Origin of the sequence: Streptomyces sp. NPDC058646 (assembly GCF_042716875.1) — a bacterium.
In the GTDB taxonomy this organism is placed as follows: Bacteria; Actinomycetota; Actinomycetes; order Streptomycetales; family Streptomycetaceae; genus Streptomyces.
Genome location: NZ_JBHXRK010000022.1, coordinates 100,936 through 117,523, shown reverse-complemented (window position 1 = coordinate 117,523; position 16,588 = coordinate 100,936). Strand labels below are relative to the sequence as shown.

The 16,588-nt window shown below is 71.5% G+C and carries 19 protein-coding genes; 9 read left to right on the top strand and 10 right to left on the bottom strand.

The genetic code is table 11. The features are described 5' to 3' along the window. The first annotated feature begins 168 nt into the window (after positions 1-168). From nhaA to ACFWUZ_RS25535, 4 genes are all read left to right on the top strand, one after another. Entirely contained in the window at positions 169-1,602 is a 1,434-nt protein-coding gene (nhaA, locus tag ACFWUZ_RS25550) for a Na+/H+ antiporter NhaA (RefSeq protein ID WP_384377272.1), read from the top strand. Between the two features lie 74 nt (positions 1,603-1,676). After that, positions 1,677-2,135 carry a phage holin family protein gene (locus ACFWUZ_RS25545; RefSeq protein ID WP_384377269.1) on the top strand — a complete coding sequence of 153 codons (459 nt, stop codon included), beginning with the start codon at positions 1,677-1,679 and terminating at the stop codon, positions 2,133-2,135. Further along, positions 2,132-3,091 carry an alpha/beta fold hydrolase gene (locus tag ACFWUZ_RS25540; protein WP_384377266.1) on the top strand — a complete coding sequence of 320 codons (960 nt, stop codon included), beginning with the start codon at positions 2,132-2,134 and terminating at the stop codon, positions 3,089-3,091. The genes ACFWUZ_RS25545 and ACFWUZ_RS25540 overlap by 4 nt, the downstream gene beginning before the upstream one ends. Positions 3,092-3,207: 116 nt before the next feature. Further along, on the top strand, positions 3,208-3,381 hold the full coding sequence (locus ACFWUZ_RS25535) for a hypothetical protein (protein ID WP_384377263.1): 174 nt from the start codon (positions 3,208-3,210) through the stop codon (positions 3,379-3,381). 51 nt (positions 3,382-3,432) lie between these two features. On the opposite strand, the gene ACFWUZ_RS25530 is transcribed toward ACFWUZ_RS25535, so the two are convergent. Genes ACFWUZ_RS25530 through nth form a run of 3 tightly spaced genes read right to left on the bottom strand, consistent with a single transcriptional unit; the run spans position 3,433 to position 6,233 of the window. Further along, entirely contained in the window at positions 3,433-4,635 is a 1,203-nt protein-coding gene (locus ACFWUZ_RS25530) for a MarP family serine protease (RefSeq protein WP_384377261.1), read from the bottom strand. A 13-nt stretch (positions 4,636-4,648) separates the two neighbouring features. Next, entirely contained in the window at positions 4,649-5,389 is a 741-nt protein-coding gene (locus ACFWUZ_RS25525) for an NUDIX hydrolase (RefSeq protein ID WP_384377258.1), read from the bottom strand. Positions 5,390-5,447: 58 nt separating this feature from the next. Continuing rightward, a complete protein-coding gene (gene nth, locus ACFWUZ_RS25520) occupies positions 5,448-6,233 on the bottom strand; it encodes an endonuclease III (RefSeq protein WP_384377341.1) in 786 nt (261 codons plus the stop codon). A 332-nt stretch (positions 6,234-6,565) separates the two neighbouring features. On the opposite strand from nth, the gene ACFWUZ_RS25515 reads away from it, so the two are divergent. Beyond that, positions 6,566-7,240: a Crp/Fnr family transcriptional regulator gene (locus ACFWUZ_RS25515; RefSeq protein WP_003981529.1), complete on the top strand. Its 675-nt coding sequence runs from the start codon at positions 6,566-6,568 to the stop codon at positions 7,238-7,240. 141 nt (positions 7,241-7,381) lie between these two features. Next, positions 7,382-8,191 (top strand): nucleotidyltransferase, encoded by an 810-nt coding sequence (locus tag ACFWUZ_RS25510; protein ID WP_384377255.1) that lies wholly within the window; start codon positions 7,382-7,384, stop codon positions 8,189-8,191. A gap of 63 nt (positions 8,192-8,254) precedes the next feature. On the opposite strand, the gene ACFWUZ_RS25505 is transcribed toward ACFWUZ_RS25510, so the two are convergent. From ACFWUZ_RS25505 to ACFWUZ_RS25485, 5 genes are all read right to left on the bottom strand, one after another. Beyond that, positions 8,255-8,554, bottom strand: a complete 300-nt coding sequence (locus ACFWUZ_RS25505) for a hypothetical protein (protein WP_384377252.1) — start codon at positions 8,552-8,554, stop codon at positions 8,255-8,257. After that, positions 8,551-9,396: an MBL fold metallo-hydrolase gene (locus ACFWUZ_RS25500; protein WP_384377249.1), complete on the bottom strand. Its 846-nt coding sequence runs from the start codon at positions 9,394-9,396 to the stop codon at positions 8,551-8,553. Before ACFWUZ_RS25500 ends, ACFWUZ_RS25505 begins: the two co-directional genes overlap by 4 nt. Further along, positions 9,393-10,319, bottom strand: coding sequence for an NUDIX hydrolase (locus tag ACFWUZ_RS25495; RefSeq protein ID WP_384377246.1), 927 nt, complete (start codon positions 10,317-10,319; stop codon positions 9,393-9,395). Before ACFWUZ_RS25495 ends, ACFWUZ_RS25500 begins: the two co-directional genes overlap by 4 nt. Positions 10,320-10,639: 320 nt before the next feature. Then, positions 10,640-11,113: a RidA family protein gene (locus ACFWUZ_RS25490; protein WP_384377243.1), complete on the bottom strand. Its 474-nt coding sequence runs from the start codon at positions 11,111-11,113 to the stop codon at positions 10,640-10,642. After that, on the bottom strand, positions 11,110-11,271 hold the full coding sequence (locus tag ACFWUZ_RS25485; RefSeq protein WP_007264966.1) for a DUF4177 domain-containing protein: 162 nt from the start codon (positions 11,269-11,271) through the stop codon (positions 11,110-11,112). Before ACFWUZ_RS25485 ends, ACFWUZ_RS25490 begins: the two co-directional genes overlap by 4 nt. A 72-nt stretch (positions 11,272-11,343) precedes the next feature. Here ACFWUZ_RS25485 and ACFWUZ_RS25480 point away from each other — a divergent pair, with 72 nt between their 5' ends. Together ACFWUZ_RS25480 and ACFWUZ_RS25475 are read left to right on the top strand one after the other, a co-directional pair. Next, entirely contained in the window at positions 11,344-12,327 is a 984-nt protein-coding gene (locus ACFWUZ_RS25480; RefSeq protein WP_384377240.1) for an ArsA-related P-loop ATPase, read from the top strand. Then, on the top strand, positions 12,324-13,628 hold the full coding sequence (locus ACFWUZ_RS25475) for an ArsA family ATPase (protein ID WP_384377237.1): 1,305 nt from the start codon (positions 12,324-12,326) through the stop codon (positions 13,626-13,628). Before ACFWUZ_RS25480 ends, ACFWUZ_RS25475 begins: the two co-directional genes overlap by 4 nt. Before the next feature lie 30 nt (positions 13,629-13,658). Here the strand turns inward: ACFWUZ_RS25475 and ACFWUZ_RS25470 are convergent, their stop codons facing one another. Further along, a complete protein-coding gene (locus ACFWUZ_RS25470; protein ID WP_030648100.1) occupies positions 13,659-14,009 on the bottom strand; it encodes a WhiB family transcriptional regulator in 351 nt (116 codons plus the stop codon). A gap of 476 nt (positions 14,010-14,485) precedes the next feature. Between ACFWUZ_RS25470 and ACFWUZ_RS25465 the strand changes: the two genes are divergently transcribed. Then, positions 14,486-15,196, top strand: a complete 711-nt coding sequence (locus tag ACFWUZ_RS25465; protein WP_384377234.1) for a hypothetical protein — start codon at positions 14,486-14,488, stop codon at positions 15,194-15,196. Positions 15,197-15,201: 5 nt separating this feature from the next. Here the strand turns inward: ACFWUZ_RS25465 and ACFWUZ_RS25460 are convergent, their stop codons facing one another. Beyond that, complete coding sequence (locus ACFWUZ_RS25460) at positions 15,202-16,440, bottom strand: IS110 family transposase (RefSeq protein ID WP_384377231.1); 1,239 nt, start codon at positions 16,438-16,440, stop codon at positions 15,202-15,204. Between the last annotated feature and the right edge of the window lie 148 nt (positions 16,441-16,588).

Below are 16,588 nucleotides of genomic sequence, written 5' to 3'. Positions count from 1 at the left end.
GGCGCGCCGCGCCGGATGCCCCTTTCGCGCTTAAAGTGACGATCGCCGGATATGCCCTCGCGCACACCCTGTAAAATATTGAAAACGTACAGAAGGACCACAGGGTGCGCCGGGAAGTCTGGTCGGCAACTGCATTGTCATGCCGTCGCCCAACCGGAGGTCCCCCTCGTGGCCGCGCCCACCCCCACCGACAACCGGAGCAGCAAACTGCTCGGCCGCCTCTCGCTGCCCGAGCGCCGCTTCGTCACCGACGCGCTGCGCACCGAGACCGTCGGCGGCGTGCTCCTGCTGGTGGCCGCGATCGCCGCCCTGGCGTGGGCGAACATCCCCGCACTCGCGGACAGCTACACCAGCGTCCGCACCTTCCACATCGGACCCGGCTCGCTCGGCCTGGACCTCTCCCTGCAGCACTGGGCGGCCGACGGCCTGCTCGCCGTCTTCTTCTTCGTCGCCGGTGTCGAGCTCAAGCGCGAACTGGTCGCGGGGGACCTGCGCGACCCCAAGGCCGCCGCCCTCCCGGTGATCGCCGCCCTCTGCGGCATGGCAGTGCCCGCGCTGGTCTACGTCCTCGTCAACACCTTCGGGAACGGCTCGATGGCGGGCTGGGCGGTCCCGACCGCCACCGACATCGCCTTCGCGCTCGCCGTCCTCGCGGTCATCGGCACCTCCCTGCCCTCCGCCCTGCGCGCGTTCCTGCTCACCCTCGCCGTCGTCGACGACCTCTTCGCCATCCTGATCATCGCGGTGTTCTTCACCAGCGAGATCGACTTCATGGCGCTCGGCGGCGCACTCGTGGGGCTGGTCCTCTTCTGGTTCCTGCTCCGCCGGGGCGTGCGCGGCTGGTACGTCTACGTTCCGCTGGCCCTCGTCATCTGGGGCCTGATGTACAACAGCGGGGTCCACTCCACCATCGCCGGCGTGGCGATGGGCCTGATGCTGCGCTGCTCCCGCAAGGAGGGCGAGCACCAGTCCCCCGGTGAGCACATCGAGCACCTGGTCCGGCCGCTCTCCGCCGGTCTGGCGGTACCCCTCTTCGCGCTGTTCGCCGCCGGGGTCTCCCTCTCCGGCGAGGCCATCGGCCAGGTCTTCACCCGGCCCGAGACCCTGGGCGTGGTCCTCGGCCTGGTCGTCGGCAAGACCCTCGGCATCTTCGGCGGCACCTGGCTGGCCGCCCGCTTCACCAAGGCGGAGCTGAACGAGGACCTCGCCTGGCCCGACGTCCTCGCCGTGGCCTCGCTCGCCGGTATCGGCTTCACCGTCTCCCTGCTCATCGGCGAACTCGCCTTCGCCGACGACCCGGTCCTGACCGACGAGGTGAAGGCCGCCGTCCTGATCGGCTCCCTCGTCGCCGCCGTGGTCTCCGGCATCATGCTCAAGCTCCGCAACCGCACGTACAGGGCGCTCACCGAAGCCGAGGAGCGCGACGAGGACCAGGACGGCATCCCGGACGTCTACGAGGAGCACACCCCGGATTACCACCTCCGGATGGCGAAGATCTACGAGGACAGGGCCGCGGAACACCGCCGCAAGGCCGAGGCGGCGGCAGCGGCCGACACCGGAGCAACGGCCGGGTCCAGCACCGAAGGCCACCGTCCGGCATGATCTGACTGACGACTGACCGACGACGCAGGACAGCCGCCGACGCAGACGACAGCAGACGACAGAGGGAGAGAGCGATGAGCGCAGTGGACCAAGGGGCACAGGGAGCCGAGCGCACACTCGGCCAGCTGGTCGCCTCGGCCACCGCCGAGATGTCCGCCCTGGTGCACGACGAGATCGCCCTCGCCAAGGCGGAACTCCGCCAGGACGTCAAGCGCGCGGGCATCGGCGGCGCCGCCATCACCGTCGCAGGAGTGTTCGCCCTCTTCTCGCTGCCGGTGCTGAGCTTCGCCGCGGCGTACGGGATCCACAACCTCGGGCTCGGGCTCGCCTGGTCCTTCCTCATCGTCGGCGCGGCGTTCCTGCTGCTCGCGGGCCTGCTGGCGCTGATCGCGGTGAAGAAGTTCAAGAAGGTCAAGCCGCCGGAGCGGTCCATCGCCTCCGTCAAGCGGACCGCGGCCGTCGTCGGAACCGTCAAGCCGCACCCGCGGCCGGTCAGTGACAAGGCTGTGGGTGTGGCACGCTCGTCCTCATGACAGCGCCCTCGCCGGATCCCAGCACGCCCCCCACTGCGGCCACGGCGGTACGGCTCGACCTCCCCGGCGGGCGGGCGGTGACGCACCGGGACGTCGCCGCCAACGGCGCCCGCTTCCACGCCGCCGAGGTCGGTGACGGGCCGCTGGTGCTGCTCCTGCACGGTTTCCCCCAGTTCTGGTGGACGTGGCGCCACCAGCTGACCGCGCTCGCCGACGCCGGGTACCGGGCGGTCGCGATGGACCTGCGCGGGGTCGGCGGCAGCGACCGCACCCCGCGCGGTTACGACCCCGCCAACCTGGCCCTCGACATCACCGGGGTCGTACGGTCCCTCGGCGAGCCGGACGCCGCGCTCGTCGGGCACGACCTGGGCGGGTACCTGGCGTGGACGGCGGCCGTGATGCGGCCCAAGCTGGTGCGCCGGCTCGTGGTCTCGTCCATGCCGCACCCGCGCCGCTGGCGCTCGGCGATGCTGTCCGACTTCGGTCAGACGCGGGCCAGTTCGCACATCTGGGGCTTCCAGCGGCCGTTCCTCCCGGAGCGGCAGCTCGTCGCCGACGACGGGGCCCTCGTGGGGCAGCTGATCCGGGACTGGTCCGGGCCTCGGCTGCCCGAGGACGAGGACCTGTCCGTGTACCAGCGCGCGATGTGCATCCCGTCCACCGCGCACTGCTCGGTCGAGCCCTACCGCTGGATGATGCGGTCCATGGCGCGGCCGGACGGCCTCCAGTTCAACCGGCGGATGAAGCGGCCGGTCCGGGTGCCGACGCTGCACCTGCACGGCTCGCTCGACCCGGTGATGCGCACACGGAGCGCGGCCGGATCCGGGGAGTACGTCGAAGCCCCGTACCGCTGGCGGCTGTTCGACGGCCTCGGACACTTCCCGCACGAGGAGGACCCGGTGGCCTTCTCGACGGAGCTGGTGAACTGGCTGAAGGATCCCGAACCGGACCGCTGACGAACCGCCAGGCAGACCGCACGCTTGTCTTACAAGCATTCAATTGCCTGGCGCATAGGCCAATTAGCCGCCCTCCACGGGGTTACCGACCTTGGGGCCCGGGCACAGCTCGGAGTATGAGCTGGACGCACGACTACGGTGACACCGCACGCGAACACCGCCCGGCGGCTTCTCCGGGCACCCGCGAGAGGGCGGGCCGTCACGGCCACGACCCCCGACTCGACATCCCCCGCATCCTGCGCCGCCGGGCCCGCTGGGTCTCGGCACGCCTGCGCCATCCGCGGACGTAGACGGCGCGGGAACCGCCTCCGGTGCCGTACGGGCCCCCGTGCCCGTACGGCTCAGAGGGCGCAGCCCTGGCTGTCGACCCGGCGTTCGGCGGTCTTCCCGATCCGGATGTCGTCGCGGATCTCGTCCACCGTCAGCGCGTACCCGGTGCTCGGGTCGTCGAGGGACTTGGCGAAGACCACCCCGTAGACCTTGCCGTCGGGCGTCAGCAGCGGCCCGCCGGAGTTGCCCTGGCGGACCGTCGCGAACAGCGAGTAGACGTCCCGCTGGACGGTGCCGCGGTGGTAGATGTCCGGACCGTTGGCCTTGATCCGGCCGCGGACGCGGGCCGCGCGGACGTCGTAGGCGCCGTTCTCGGGGAAGCCGGCGACGATCGCGTCGCTGCCGCTCACCGCGTCCTTGTCGGTGAACTCCAGCGGCGGAGCCTTCAGCTGGGGCACGTCCAGGACGGCGATGTCGCGCTCCCAGTCGTAGAGCACGACCTTGCCGTCGTAGAGCCTGCCCTCGCCGCCGACCTGCACGGTCGGCTCGCCGACGCCGCCCACGACGTGCGCGTTGGTCATGACCTTGCCCGGCGCGAAGACGAACCCGGTGCCCTCCAGCACCTTGCTGCAACTGGGCGCGGTGCCGACGACCTTCACGATCGAGCGCTTGGCGAGCTCGCTGACGGGGCTGGTGGCCAGCGCCGGATCGGGCGCCTTCACCTCGGTGATCGGCTCGTTGGAGAACGGGTTGAACACCTGGGGGAAGCCGCTGCGCGCCAGCGTGGAGCTGAAGTCCGAGAACCAGGTGTTCGCGTGCGCGGGCAGCACCCGGGACACGCCGAGGAGCACCTTGGAGTTGCGGACCTCCTTGCCCAGGGTGGGCAGTGAGGTCCAGGCGAGCATGGAGCCGATCAGCCACGCCACCAGCAGCATGGCGACCACGTTGACAAGGGCCCCGCCGGTCGCGTCGACGGCGCGCGCCGGTGACCAGGTGATCTGGCGGCGGAGCCTGCTGCCCAGGTGGGTGGTGAGCGCCTGGCCGATCGAGGCGCAGACGATGATCACGACGACGGCGAGGACGACGACCGTGGAGGACGCCTGCTTCCCGTTGTCCGTCACGCGGTCCCAGATCAGCGGGATCAGGGACACGGCGATGAGACCGCCGCCGAGGAAGCCGATCACCGACAGGATGCCGACGACGAAGCCCTGGCGGTAGCCGATGATCGCGAACCATACGGCGGCGAGCAGCAACACGATGTCCAGCACGTTCACGTGGGTCACCGTCTCACGAGCGCCAGTCGAGCGGGACCTGCCGGGAGCGGTCCCAGGGGACCTCCCATCCCGCGAAGTGGAGCAGGCGGTCGATGACCCCGGCGGTGAAACCCCAGACCAGCGCCGATTCGACGGTGAAGGCGGGACCGTGGTGGCCGCTCGGATGGAGCGCGGTGACGCGGTGCCGGGGGTCCGTGAGATCGGCCACGGGCACCGTGAACACGCGGGCGGTCTCGGCCGGGTCCACCGCGCCGACGGGACTGGGGGCGCGCCACCAGCCGAGGACCGGGGTCACGACGAACTCGCTGACCGGGATGTAGAGCCGGGGCAGCACCCCGAAGAGCTGGACCCCGGCGGGATCCAGCCCGGTCTCCTCCTCGGCCTCGCGCAGGGCGGCCCGCAGCGGGCCCGTGGTGTGCGGGTCGCCGTCCTCGGGGTCGAGGGCGCCGCCGGGGAAGGAGGGCTGGCCCGCGTGCGAGCGGAGGCTGCCGGCCCGTTCCATCAGCAGCAGCTCGGGGCCGCGGGGGCCCTCGCCGAAGAGGATCAGCACGGCGGACTGCCGCCCGCGGCCGTCCTCGGGCGGCAGGAAGCGGCTGAGCTGCGTCGGCCGGATGGTCCGTACGGCCTCGACGACCGGGTCGAGCCAGCCGGGCAGGCCGTGCGTGCTCAGGACGGTGCTGCCGCCCGAGCCCGCGCGGGCCTCCGTATGCGCGCCGGCATCGGCCGCCGGGCGGTTCTGCGTAGCCCCAGTCATAGGCACCCCTGTCCGTGTTCCCCCGCACGGCAAACGCGGTACGGGTACCGATTCGTTCCTAAGGCCGGTCAGGCGCTCCGCCCAGCGGCTGGGCCGGGAGGCCCGGGTAGTCGGCCGGCGGGGTCAGCCGCTGGCCGGGCCGGCCGCCCTTCTCGTACTTGAGCAGCTTGCGCGCCTTCTCCGGGTCGGTCTCGCCCTCCCCGTACGCCGGGCAGAGCGGGGCGATCGGGCACGCCCCGCAGGCGGGCTTGCGGGCATGGCAGATCCGGCGGCCGTGGAAGACCACGCGGTGCGAGAGCATCGTCCACTCGCTCCTGGGGAAGATCGCGCAGATCTCCGCCTCGACCTTCTCCGGGTCCTCCTGGTCCGTCCACTTCCAGCGGCGGACCAGCCGGCCGAAGTGGGTGTCCACGGTGATCCCCGGGACGCCGAAGGCGTTGCCGAGGACCACGTTCGCCGTCTTGCGGCCCACTCCGGGCAGGGTCACCAGGTCCTCGATGCGGCCCGGCACCTCTCCGTCGAAGCGGTCCCGCAGGGCCTGCGAGAGGCCGAGCAGGGACCTGGACTTCGCCCGGAAGAACCCGGTCGGCCGGATCAGCTCCTCCAGATCCTCGGGAGCGGCCGCGGCCATGTCCTCGGGGGTCGGGTAGGCGGCGAAGAGGGCGGGGGTCGTCTGGTTCACGCGCAGGTCGGTGGTCTGTGCGGACAGCACGGTCGCGACCAGCAGCTCGAAGGGATTCCGGAAGTCGAGTTCCGGATGGGCGTACGGATAGATCTCGGCCAGTTCCCGGTTGATGCGGCGGGCCCGTCGCACCATGGCCAGACGCGATTCCGCCTTCGGCACCTTCGGTTTCTTGGCCGAAGCTTTGCCCTCGGGGCGGGGCGGGGCCTTCCGGGACACCTCCACCGAGGTTTGTTCGCCCACAGCTGAATCGGAGGCTGCCGTCACTCCCACGGACCCCTTGGCCTGTGCTCTCACCGGGTTATTGGACACCCGGCCAGCCTAAGGCCGGGCGCTGACACCCGCCCGGACCTCAGGTAACACCACTCCGATTGGCCTCTCGCCGCACAGCACACCCGTACGTCCGGCATCCTTGTGACTGATCGCACTGTTTGAGCCGTCCGGCAAAATGGGGACCACGGTCCCCTGAGCAGGTCGACATAGGAGAGAGACTCGTGGACGACGTTCTGCGGCGCGCCCCGCTCTTCGCGGCGCTCGATGACGAGCAGGCCGCGGAGCTCCGCGCCTCCATGGGCGAGGTGACCCTCGCACGCGGTGACGCCCTGTTCCACGAGGGCGACCCCGGAGACCGGCTGTACGTCGTGACCGAGGGCAAGGTGAAGCTGCACCGCACCTCCCCCGACGGTCGCGAGAACATGCTGGCCGTCCTCGGCCCCGGCGAGCTGATCGGCGAGCTGTCGCTGTTCGACCCGGGCCCGCGCACCGCCACCGCCACCGCGCTGACCGAGGTCAAGCTCCTCGGCCTCGGCCACGGTGACCTCCAGCCGTGGCTCAACGCCCGGCCCGAGGTCGCGACCGCGCTGCTGCGCGCCGTCGCCCGGCGCCTGCGCAAGACCAACGACCAGATGTCCGACCTGGTCTTCTCCGACGTTCCCGGCCGCGTGGCGCGGGCGCTCCTCGACCTGTCGCGCCGGTTCGGCGTGCAGTCGGAGGAGGGCATCCACGTGGTGCACGACCTGACGCAGGAAGAGCTCGCGCAGCTCGTCGGCGCCTCCCGCGAGACCGTGAACAAGGCCCTGGCCGACTTCGCGGGCCGCGGCTGGCTCCGCCTGGAGGCCCGCGCGGTGATCCTGCTCGACGTGGAGCGCCTCGCGAAGCGCTCCCGCTGACGCCGGTCCCAGCCGTTGGGGGCCCTGTCCGTACCTCGGGCGGGGCCCTTCGCGTCTTCCGCGGCGGCGCCGCTGCCGGGGCTCCGTCCCCCCTCGGCCGCCGACGGGGCTGGATTGCGCCGGAGCGTGCACAGTGGGGCCATGGAGCGCAGAGGCCTGGACGCGGACGGGTACGTCGACCGGGAGGGGTCCCTCGGCCGGGTGCAGGCGGAGTTCAGAGCCCTCGTGGCGGCCGCGCGGGCCCGGATCGCCGAGGCGTACGGGCCACGGCTGCACAGCGCGTACCTGTACGGCTCCGTGCCGCGCGGGACGGCCCGGCCCGGGCGGTCCGGCCTGGACCTGCTGCTCGTCCTGCACCGCGAGCCCGCCGGCGAGGACCGCGACACCGCCGAGGTGCTGGCGCGCGGCCTCGACGAGGACTTCCCCGAGGTCGACGGGGTCGGCATCCTGCTCCACGCCAAGGACACGGTGCTCGGCGATGAGCAGCGGTACGACGCCGGCTGGTTCCTGGCCTGCCTGTGCACCCCGCTGCTCGGCGCCGACCTGGCCGAGCACCTGCCGCGCTACCGTCCGGACAGCCGGCTCGCCCGCGAGACCAACGGGGACCTGTCCCTGCTGCTGCCCCGCTGGCGGGCCGCCGTGCGGGACGCCGCCCCGGAGGAGTACCGCGGCCTCAGCCGGGCCTTCGCACGGCGCCTCGTACGCACCGGCTTCACGCTGGTGATGCCGCTCTGGGGCGGCTGGACCAGCGATCTCACCGAGTCGGCGGAGATCTTCGGCCGCTACTACCCGGGACGCGCGTCGCAGATGCGGGCCGCGGCCGCCGTGGCCCTGGAGCCGGTCGGCGACCCGGAGGTGCTGCGCGGGTACACCGAGGACCTGGGCCCGTGGCTGGCCGCGGAGTACGCGGCCCGGCACGGCGTGAAGACGTCCCGCACGGGGCTCCCGTGACGCCCGCAGCCGCCGGGAGGGGTCCGGGGCGGGGGGTGTCCTGCCGGTCGGGCCTGACAGCCCCTAGAGGGATTCGGCGAGGGCGACGGCCTCGACCGCCTGCTTGGCTTCCACCAGGCTCGCGCCGGTGCTCTGCCGGTAGGCCTTGACGGCCTCGATCCGGCGGCCGTCGCGCAGGAGGGCCCGTACCTCCTCCAGCACCGGAAGCTCCGGCTCCGTGATGTCGAAGTGGCTCAGCACCAGGCCCAGCCGCCGCTCCAGCCGGTCCGCCCTGACCTCCAGGGCCTTCATCCGCAGGCTCACCGTCGAGGTGATCCAGCCGGCGGTGGCGACAAGGGCGAGCAGCAGGAAGAGAGTGGTCATTCGGGTCCCCCAGGAATCAGTCCGTGATCTTGAAGGTACTCGAGCTGCGCCCGGACGGACCATTCCGCGGCGGGCCACAGGGAGCGGTCCACGTCCGCGTAGACCTGGGCCACGACGGCCGCGGGGGTCACGAAACCGTTCTCGACGGCCGTCTCGACCTGCGCGAGCCGGTGCGCGCGGTGGGCCAGGTAGAACTCCACGGCGCCCTGTGCGTCCTCCAGGACCGGCCCGTGGCCCGGCAGGACGATGTGCACCCCGTCGTCGACGGTGAGCGAGCGCAGCCGGCGCAGGGAGTCCAGGTAGTCGCCCAGGCGGCCGTCGGGGTGCGCCACGACCGTGGTGCCCCGGCCGAGGACGGTGTCGCCGGTGATGACGGCCCGGTCGGCGGGGAGGTGGAAGCAGAGGGAGTCGGAGGTGTGGCCGGGGGTCGCGACGACGCGCAGCTCCAGGCCGCCGGTGCGGATCACGTCCCCGGCGGCCAGCCCCTCGTCGCCCAGGCGCAGCGCCGGGTCCAGGGCCCGCACCTTGGTGCCGGTGAGCTCCGCGAAGCGGCCGGCGCCCTCGGCGTGGTCCGGGTGGCCGTGCGTGAGCAGGGTGAGGGCGATCCGCTTGCCGGCCTGCTCGGCGGTGGCGATGACGGCCCGCAGGTGTACGTCGTCCAGCGGGCCGGGGTCGATGACGACGGCCAGGTCCGAACCGGGCTCGGAGACGAGCCAGGTGTTGGTGCCGTCCAGGGTCATGGCGGAGGCGTTGGGGGCCAGGACGTTGACCGCGCGGGCGGTGGCCGGCCCGGAGGTGACGACCCCGCGGGGCTGTCCGGGCAGTGCGGCGGCGTCGGTCATGCGGGGCCTCCCGGGCGGACGCGCTTGGTGAACTCGTCGTGGCCCGGCCAGCTGAGCACCAGCTCGCCGTTCTCCAGCGAGGCCTGGGCCAGGACCGGGGCGAGGTCCTGCTCCGCGGCGGCGGCGAGGGCCTCGGCGGCGCTGCCGTACGGCTCCAGGGAGCGGAGCGTGGCGATGGTGGGCGGCATCATCAACAGCTCGCCCTTGTCGTAGCCGGCGGCCGCGTCGGCCGGGCGGATCCAGACGGTCCGGTCGGCCTCGGTGGAGGCGTTGCGGGTGCGCTGCCCCTCGGGGAGGGCGGCGACGAAGAACCAGGTGTCGTAGCGGCGGGGCTCGAACTCCGGGGTGATCCAGCGCGCCCACGCCCCGAGCAGGTCGGAACGCAGCCGCAGGCCCCTGCGGTCGAGGAACTCGGCGAAGGACAGCTCGCGGGCCACCAGGGACTGCCGGTCGGCCTCCCAGTCGTCACCGGTGGTGTCGCCGACGACGGTGTCGGGGGTCTCGCCGGCGAGGAGGACGCCCGCCTCCTCGAAGGTCTCGCGGACGGCCCCGCAGACGATGGCCTGCGCGGCGCCGGCGTCCGTCCCGAGACGCGCGGCCCAGTCCCGCTGCGAGGGCCCGGCCCAGCCCACCTGGTGCTCCTCGTCGCGGGGGTCGACCCCGCCGCCCGGGTAGGCGTATGCGCCCCCGGCGAAGGCCATGGAGGACCTCCTGCGCAGCATGTGCACGGCAGGTCCGGCGGGGGTGTCGCGCAGCAGCATCACGGTGGCGGCGCGCCGGGGGTCCACCGGGGTGAGCGCACCGTCCGCGAGCGCGCGGATGCGGTCGGGCCACTCCGGCGGGTACCACTGGCCTCCGGCGGAGGGCTGCGACTGCGGTCGCGCCTGCTGCTGACCGCGCTGACCGTGCTGACCATTCGCCATGCCGGGATGCTACGGCCATCCGGCCCGATGTTCGAGGGGCCCCCTCCGCCGGTGGCCGCGCCGCGGGCCGGAGGCGGGGCTGCGCCCGGGCTCCGGGGGCTCCGCACCGGACACCACGCCCCGCACTCCGCCTGCTACCGCTGGGGGATGCCCGGGGCGGCGCGGCTTCGGGCGGGTTCCGGCAGGGCCAGCAGGTTCCGGCAGGGCCGGATCGCCTGCCGGGCGACTGCGGCCCCGCCGGCCTGTGCGGCGCGGGGGCCGGGCGGGGCCCCGGCAGTGGCGCCGCACCCGGTCCGGCCGGCGGAAACCGCCCTGTGGGGTCAGGCTCCGGCGACGAGCTCGACCTGGATCTCGATCTCGACCGGGGCGTCCAGCGGCAGGACCGCGACGCCGACCGCACTGCGGGCGTGGACGCCCTTGTCGCCGAGGACGGCGCCCAGGAGCTCACTGGCCCCGTTGAGCACGCCCGGCTGACCCGTGAAGTCGGGGGCCGAGGCGACGAACCCGACGACCTTCACGACACGCGCGATCAGGTCGAGGTCGCCGACGACCGACTTGACGGCGGCCAGCGCGTTGAGCGCGCAGGTGGCGGCCAGTTCCTTGGCCTGCTCCGGGGAGACCTCGGCACCGACCTTGCCGGTGACCGGCAGGCTGCCCTTGACCATCGGGAGCTGGCCCGCGGTGAACACGTACGCGCCCGAGCGCACGGCCGGCTGGTACGTGGCCAGCGGCGGGACGACCTCGGGCAGGGTCAGGCCGAGTTCGGCCAGCTTCGCGTCGACGACGCCGCTCATGCCTTCTCCCGCTTGAGGTAGGCCACGAGCTGTTCGGGGTTGTTCGGCCCGGGCACGACCTGGACGAGCTCCCAGCCGTCCTCGCCCCAGGTGTCCAGGATCTGCTTGGTGGCGTGAACCAGCAGCGGGACCGTCGCGTATTCGAACTTCTTGGTCATGGGAGCGAGGGTAGTGCCTCTCGTGCGGGGCTCATGCGCGCGCCGAGAGGCGAGTGGTTAGGCTCGGACGCTGTGAGCAGGCTCCAGGTGGTCAGCGGCAAGGGCGGCACCGGCAAGACCACGGTCGCCGCGGCACTCGCGCTCGCCCTCGCACGCGAGGGCAGGCGGACTCTACTGGTGGAGGTCGAGGGCAGGCAGGGGCTCGCGCAGCTCTTCGGCGCCGAAGCGCTCCCGTACGAGGAACGGAAGATCGCCGTCGCGCCCGGCGGGGGCGGTGAGGTCTTCGCGCTCGCCATCGACGCCGAGCGGGCGCTGCTCGACTACCTCCAGATGTTCTACAAGCTCGGCTCGGCCGGACGCGCGCTCAAGAAGCTGGGCGCCATCGACTTCGCGACGACCATCGCGCCGGGGCTGCGGGACGTCCTGCTGACCGGCAAGGCCTGCGAGGCGGTGCGCCGCAAGGACAGGTCCGGCCGGTACGTCTACGACCACGTGATCATGGACGCACCGCCGACCGGGCGCATCACCCGGTTCCTGAACGTCAACGACGAGGTGGCGGGCCTGGCCCGGTTCGGGCCCATCCACAACCAGGCCCAGGCCGTCATGAAGGTGCTCAAGTCTCCCGAGACGGCTGTCCACCTGGTCACCCTGCTGGAGGAGATGCCCGTCCAGGAGACCGCGGACGGCATCGCGGAGCTCCAGCAGGCCGGCCTGCCGGTTGGCCGGGTCGTGGTCAACATGGTGCGGCCGCACCACGTGGACGAGGACACCCTGCGCGCCGCGGCCGGCGGCCACCGCACCGAGGTGGCCAAGGCCCTGTCCCGGGCGGGGCTCGGCGGGGCCCGGCGGGGCGGGCTGGCCGAGCGGCTGGTGGAGCCGCTGCTCGCCCAGGCCGCGGAGCACGCGAGCCGGGTGGAGCTGGAGCGCGCGCAGCGCGCCGTACTGGAGGGGCTGCGGGTGCCGACGTACGAACTCCCCCTGCTCGGCACGGGGGTGGATCTGGCCGGGCTGTACGCGCTGGCCAAGGATCTGCGGAAGCAGTCGGTGGCCGAATGAGCGAGGGAGTGGACACCATGGGCCTGGACACTCCGCCGTGGCTGGCGGTCGACCGGCTGCTGGACGACCGGGAGAACCGGATCATCGTGTGCTGCGGCGCGGGCGGAGTCGGCAAGACCACCACGGCCGCGGCACTGGGCGTACGGGCGGCCGAACGCGGGCGGAAGGCGGTCGTGCTGACCATCGACCCGGCGCGGCGGCTCGCGCAGTCGATGGGGATCGATTCGCTGGACAACACCCCGCGCAAGGTCGGCGGGGTGGGCCGCGACGGCGGTGAACTGCACGCCATGATGCTGGACATGAAGCGGACCTTCGACGAGATCGTCGAGGCGCACGCGGACGGCGAGCGGGCCCGAGCCATCCTGGCGAACCCCTTCTACCAGTCCCTGTCGGCCGGCTTCGCGGGCACGCAGGAATACATGGCGATGGAGAAGCTGGGCCAGCTGAGGGCCCGGGACGACTGGGACCTGATCATCGTCGACACCCCGCCGAGCCGGTCCGCGCTGGACTTCCTCGACGCGCCGAAGCGGCTCGGGTCCTTCCTGGACGGGAAGTTCATCCGGGTACTGATGGCCCCGGCGAAGGTGGGCGGCCGGGCGGGGATGAAGTTCCTCAATGTCGGCATGTCGATGATGACGGGCACCCTCAGCAAGCTGATGGGTGCCTCGCTGCTGAAGGACGTGCAGACCTTCGTGGCGGCCATGGACACCATGTTCGGCGGCTTCCGCACCCGCGCGGACGCAACCTTCCGGCTGCTCCAGGCTCCCGGTACGGCCTTCCTGGTGGTCGCGGCGCCCGAGCCGGACGCCCTGCGCGAAGCGGCGTACTTCGTGGAGCGGCTGGCCGCCGAGGGCATGCCGCTGGCCGGGCTGGTGCTCAACAGGGTCCACGGGAGCGGCGCCGACCAGCTGTCCGCCGAACGGGCGTTGGCCGCCGCAGAGAATCTTGAAGAAGGCGGCATTGTCGATCAGGAGTCCGGGAAAGCTGGACTTCGTGACTCGGCCGCGGACACTTCCGGGACCGGCTCCCCCGGCGCCGAAAGCCGCACGGCCGACGCGGACGAGATCACGCCCGAACTGGACGAGACCACGGTGGACACGATCACGGCAGGACTGCTGCGCCTGCATGCGGAACGGATGCAGGTGATCGCGCGTGAGCAGCGCACACGCGATCGCTTCACCTCACTGCACCCCGAAGTGGCGGTCACCTCGGTGGCCGCCCTGCCCGGCGACGTACACGACCTCGCCGGGCTCAGGACGATCGGAGAGCGACTCGCGGCCGGGGTTCCGGCCGGAGCGTAGGCGTTCGTACGAGGTGGCGGGCGCGGGTGGTTACCCGGCCGCCGCGTACGTCTCGTACGGAACGTCGATCTCCGCATCGGCATCCATGGTGAGGATGCCCGTGCTGCGCTCGTACTCCGTGCGGGCGGTTTCGAGCAGCCGTCGCCACGAGGTGACGGTGGGACGCCGGCGCAGCAGCGCACGTCGTTCCCGCTCGGTCATTCCGCCCCACACACCGAACTCGACACGGTTGTCGAGCGCGTCGGCCAGGCATTCGGTCCGCACCGGACACCCGGTACACACCGCCTTGGCCCTGTTCTGCGCTGCTCCTTGTACGAACAGTTCATCCGGATCGGTAGTGCGGCAGGCTGCCTGCGCACTCCAGTCGGTAACCCAGCCCATCCCGGCGCCGTCCTCTCCCGAATCGAGGCTCCCCCACGGCGGAAGCGGCATATTCACCGCTGCCAGTTGAGGACGTTACGGAAGGCGAGCAGAGTGCAACACCCCCGACGGGCCCAATCTTGAATGGTCCGAACGGACTATGGGTAAGCGGCAGATCACCCGACGGAGTGATCCGGCGACATGCCCGACCATTCCGGCAATTCGGATGGAATCGGTAGGGCATCGACACGGTGCGATCAGTGTCGGCGGCGAGATTCGGACATGCGTCCACCCCATTCGGGAAGGGTGAAAATCAAGCCGTGGGGTTGAGGTCGCGCCGGACTGCTGTGACAGTTGGGGACAGCTTAGGCCAAGGCATTCGCGCGTGTCCGGCGAATGAGAACGTAGACACCTCACGATGCCAACGCGTCAAGCTGACCTTGGGTTGGCGCGGGGGTGGTCGAACGGACGGGATCATCCAGCGCGAGAATCAGGCCATGGTCATGGCAAGGCGCTTGTATGCCTCTTCTCCCGTTGTGGACGGTCTGGCGTTGCTGGAAGAGCCGGAGTTCTGGGCCGCCCACCTGGTCGAGATGTATGAAGGCTCGCAGGTTGAGTCCTTCGGCGTTGATCCGGCGGACGTCGAGGGCATGCTGGATCGCCTGAGCGACAAGGCCGCTTGGCCCATGTTCCGGATCCCCCTCGCGGGCGGGCACAGCATCGTCGTGCACTACAACAGCGGTGAGGAGTACACCTCCACCGACTACTTCATCGCCCACCCCGACTGGTGGACGAACGATCTGGTCCTGGCCAGCACTGATGAGGACCGGATCGGCCCGGGCCTGTGCTGGGCCGAACTCGCCGCTCTCCTGCCGGCTCCGGAGGGCGAGGACGGAGTCATCGACCCGCACGCACGGCTGCTTCTCCTGCTCCCTGTCCTGGGTGACACGAACATCCCGGCTGAAGCCGTCACCCTGGTGCAGGAGGCACTGACCGCTCAGGGCGCCCCGGACGACGGCGAGGCACTGGCCCGCCACCTTCTCCAGGGGCACCCGATGTGGGGAGCCGCGCCGTGGTCGTTCGACGAGGATGAGCGCGCCTGGATCTGCGCAGGCGAACACAGCCCGCGCAAGGAACCGCTCGGTGATCACCTGCCGGATACGCAGCGCAGGGCGCTGGATGCCTGCCTCACGCCGTTCGGCGGCTGATCCGGTCAGGCAGCACGGGCTTCCTGTGCCGGATCGGCCACGGGGAAGGCTTGGGTCTCGTCATACGCCTTGCCGTGCTGGAGACAGTGGTAGAGCTGGCCGATCATGCGGTTGAAGAGGTTGCGCTGGGCGGCGGCGTGCCAGTCTCCTTGGTCGCGTCGGCGCCGGTAGTGGGCGTTGGCCCCAGCGGAGGCACGGAGCGAGGAGAAGGCCCAGAGGTAGCCGGCGTGGTTGAGCCGGTCGTTCTTCACCCACCGTCCGGTGACGGCCGACTTCTTGCCGGAAGCCCTGGTAACAGGCGAGGAGCCCGCGTACGCCTTCAGGCCGCGGGCGTCAGAGAAACGGGCTCGGTCGTCCCCGATCTCAGCCAGAACCCGGGCGGCGAGCTGGATGCCGAGGCCGGGAAAGCTCAACAGGATCTCGGCGTCCGGGTGCTGAGGAAATGACTCTTCTACCGCCTCGGCGAGCTGGTCAGCAGCGGTGCAGGCGGCCTCCAACTGAATGAGGAGGGCAAGCATCTGCTTGCCAAGTGCGTCCTCGACCAGCGGCGGCTGGTGAGCCCAGTCGGCCCGAAAGACTTCGCGGAGGCGGTCGACCTCGGCTTCGATGCCGCGCTGCCTGCCGGCTCGCTTGAGGGCGGCCTGGATCTGGGTGCGGGTCAGCCGGGCAGCCCGGGCCGGAGTCGGCGCGGTCTTGAGGAGCTCGCGGGCCTCGGGACGGCACAGGCCGTTCGTCCAGGTGGCGAAGGCTGCCAGGGCGGAGGGGTAGTACTCGCGCAACAGAGACCGGAGCTGGTTGGCCAGCTGCTGCCGGTTCCACAGCGAGTCTTGCTGGGCCCGGGCCAGGACCATGATCGCGCGACCGAGGTCGGAGTCTTCAGGCAGAGGCCGGTGGGCGTGCAGGTCCGTGCGGAGGATGTTGGCCAGGACCAGGGCGTCGCCGGGGTCTGACTTCTTACGCGAGACGCTGTGCCGGTCGCGGTAGCGGGCGGCGGCCATCGGGTTGATCGCGAACACCTTGCGCTTGCCGGTCCGCAGGACGGCCACCAGCAGACCGCGGGAAGTCTCGATCGCTACCGGGATCGGATCCTCCGCGGTGTCGCCGTACTCGGCGAGCAGTTCCAGCAGGATCTTGTAGCCGGTCGCGTCGTCGGTGATGTGCCGCTTGGCCAGCAGCTGTCCGGTGTCGTCGACTAAGGCGACGTCGTGGGTTCGTTCCGCCCAGTCGATTCCGCAGTAGATCAAGGTTCCCTCCCCAATAGTTCGGTGTTTGCGCTGGTCACGAGCGCATGCGGGCCACGCAGCGACCTAATCCCAGGCCTCGACCGCACTGCGGCCGGGCCGCCACCTCACTAGCCGTTCGTGGCACCAGCGCACCCCACGGGCCTCGGTC

Coding starts and splice junctions, on each gene's coding strand:
- ACFWUZ_RS25485 (WP_007264966.1), bottom strand. CDS start 11,271: ATGACCAAGAAGTTCGAATACGCGACGGTCCCGCTGCTGGTTCACGCC.
- ACFWUZ_RS25490 (WP_384377243.1), bottom strand. CDS start 11,113: ATGAGCGGCGTCGTCGACGCGAAGCTGGCCGAACTCGGCCTGACCCTG.
- ACFWUZ_RS25510 (WP_384377255.1), top strand. CDS start 7,382: ATGGAGCGCAGAGGCCTGGACGCGGACGGGTACGTCGACCGGGAGGGG.
- ACFWUZ_RS25545 (WP_384377269.1), top strand. CDS start 1,677: ATGAGCGCAGTGGACCAAGGGGCACAGGGAGCCGAGCGCACACTCGGC.
- ACFWUZ_RS25470 (WP_030648100.1), bottom strand. CDS start 14,009: ATGGGCTGGGTTACCGACTGGAGTGCGCAGGCAGCCTGCCGCACTACC.
- ACFWUZ_RS25505 (WP_384377252.1), bottom strand. CDS start 8,554: ATGACCACTCTCTTCCTGCTGCTCGCCCTTGTCGCCACCGCCGGCTGG.
- ACFWUZ_RS25540 (WP_384377266.1), top strand. CDS start 2,132: ATGACAGCGCCCTCGCCGGATCCCAGCACGCCCCCCACTGCGGCCACG.
- ACFWUZ_RS25525 (WP_384377258.1), bottom strand. CDS start 5,389: ATGACTGGGGCTACGCAGAACCGCCCGGCGGCCGATGCCGGCGCGCAT.
- ACFWUZ_RS25475 (WP_384377237.1), top strand. CDS start 12,324: ATGAGCGAGGGAGTGGACACCATGGGCCTGGACACTCCGCCGTGGCTG.
- ACFWUZ_RS25500 (WP_384377249.1), bottom strand. CDS start 9,396: ATGACCGACGCCGCCGCACTGCCCGGACAGCCCCGCGGGGTCGTCACC.
- ACFWUZ_RS25535 (WP_384377263.1), top strand. CDS start 3,208: ATGAGCTGGACGCACGACTACGGTGACACCGCACGCGAACACCGCCCG.
- ACFWUZ_RS25495 (WP_384377246.1), bottom strand. CDS start 10,319: ATGGCGAATGGTCAGCACGGTCAGCGCGGTCAGCAGCAGGCGCGACCG.
- ACFWUZ_RS25465 (WP_384377234.1), top strand. CDS start 14,486: ATGGTCATGGCAAGGCGCTTGTATGCCTCTTCTCCCGTTGTGGACGGT.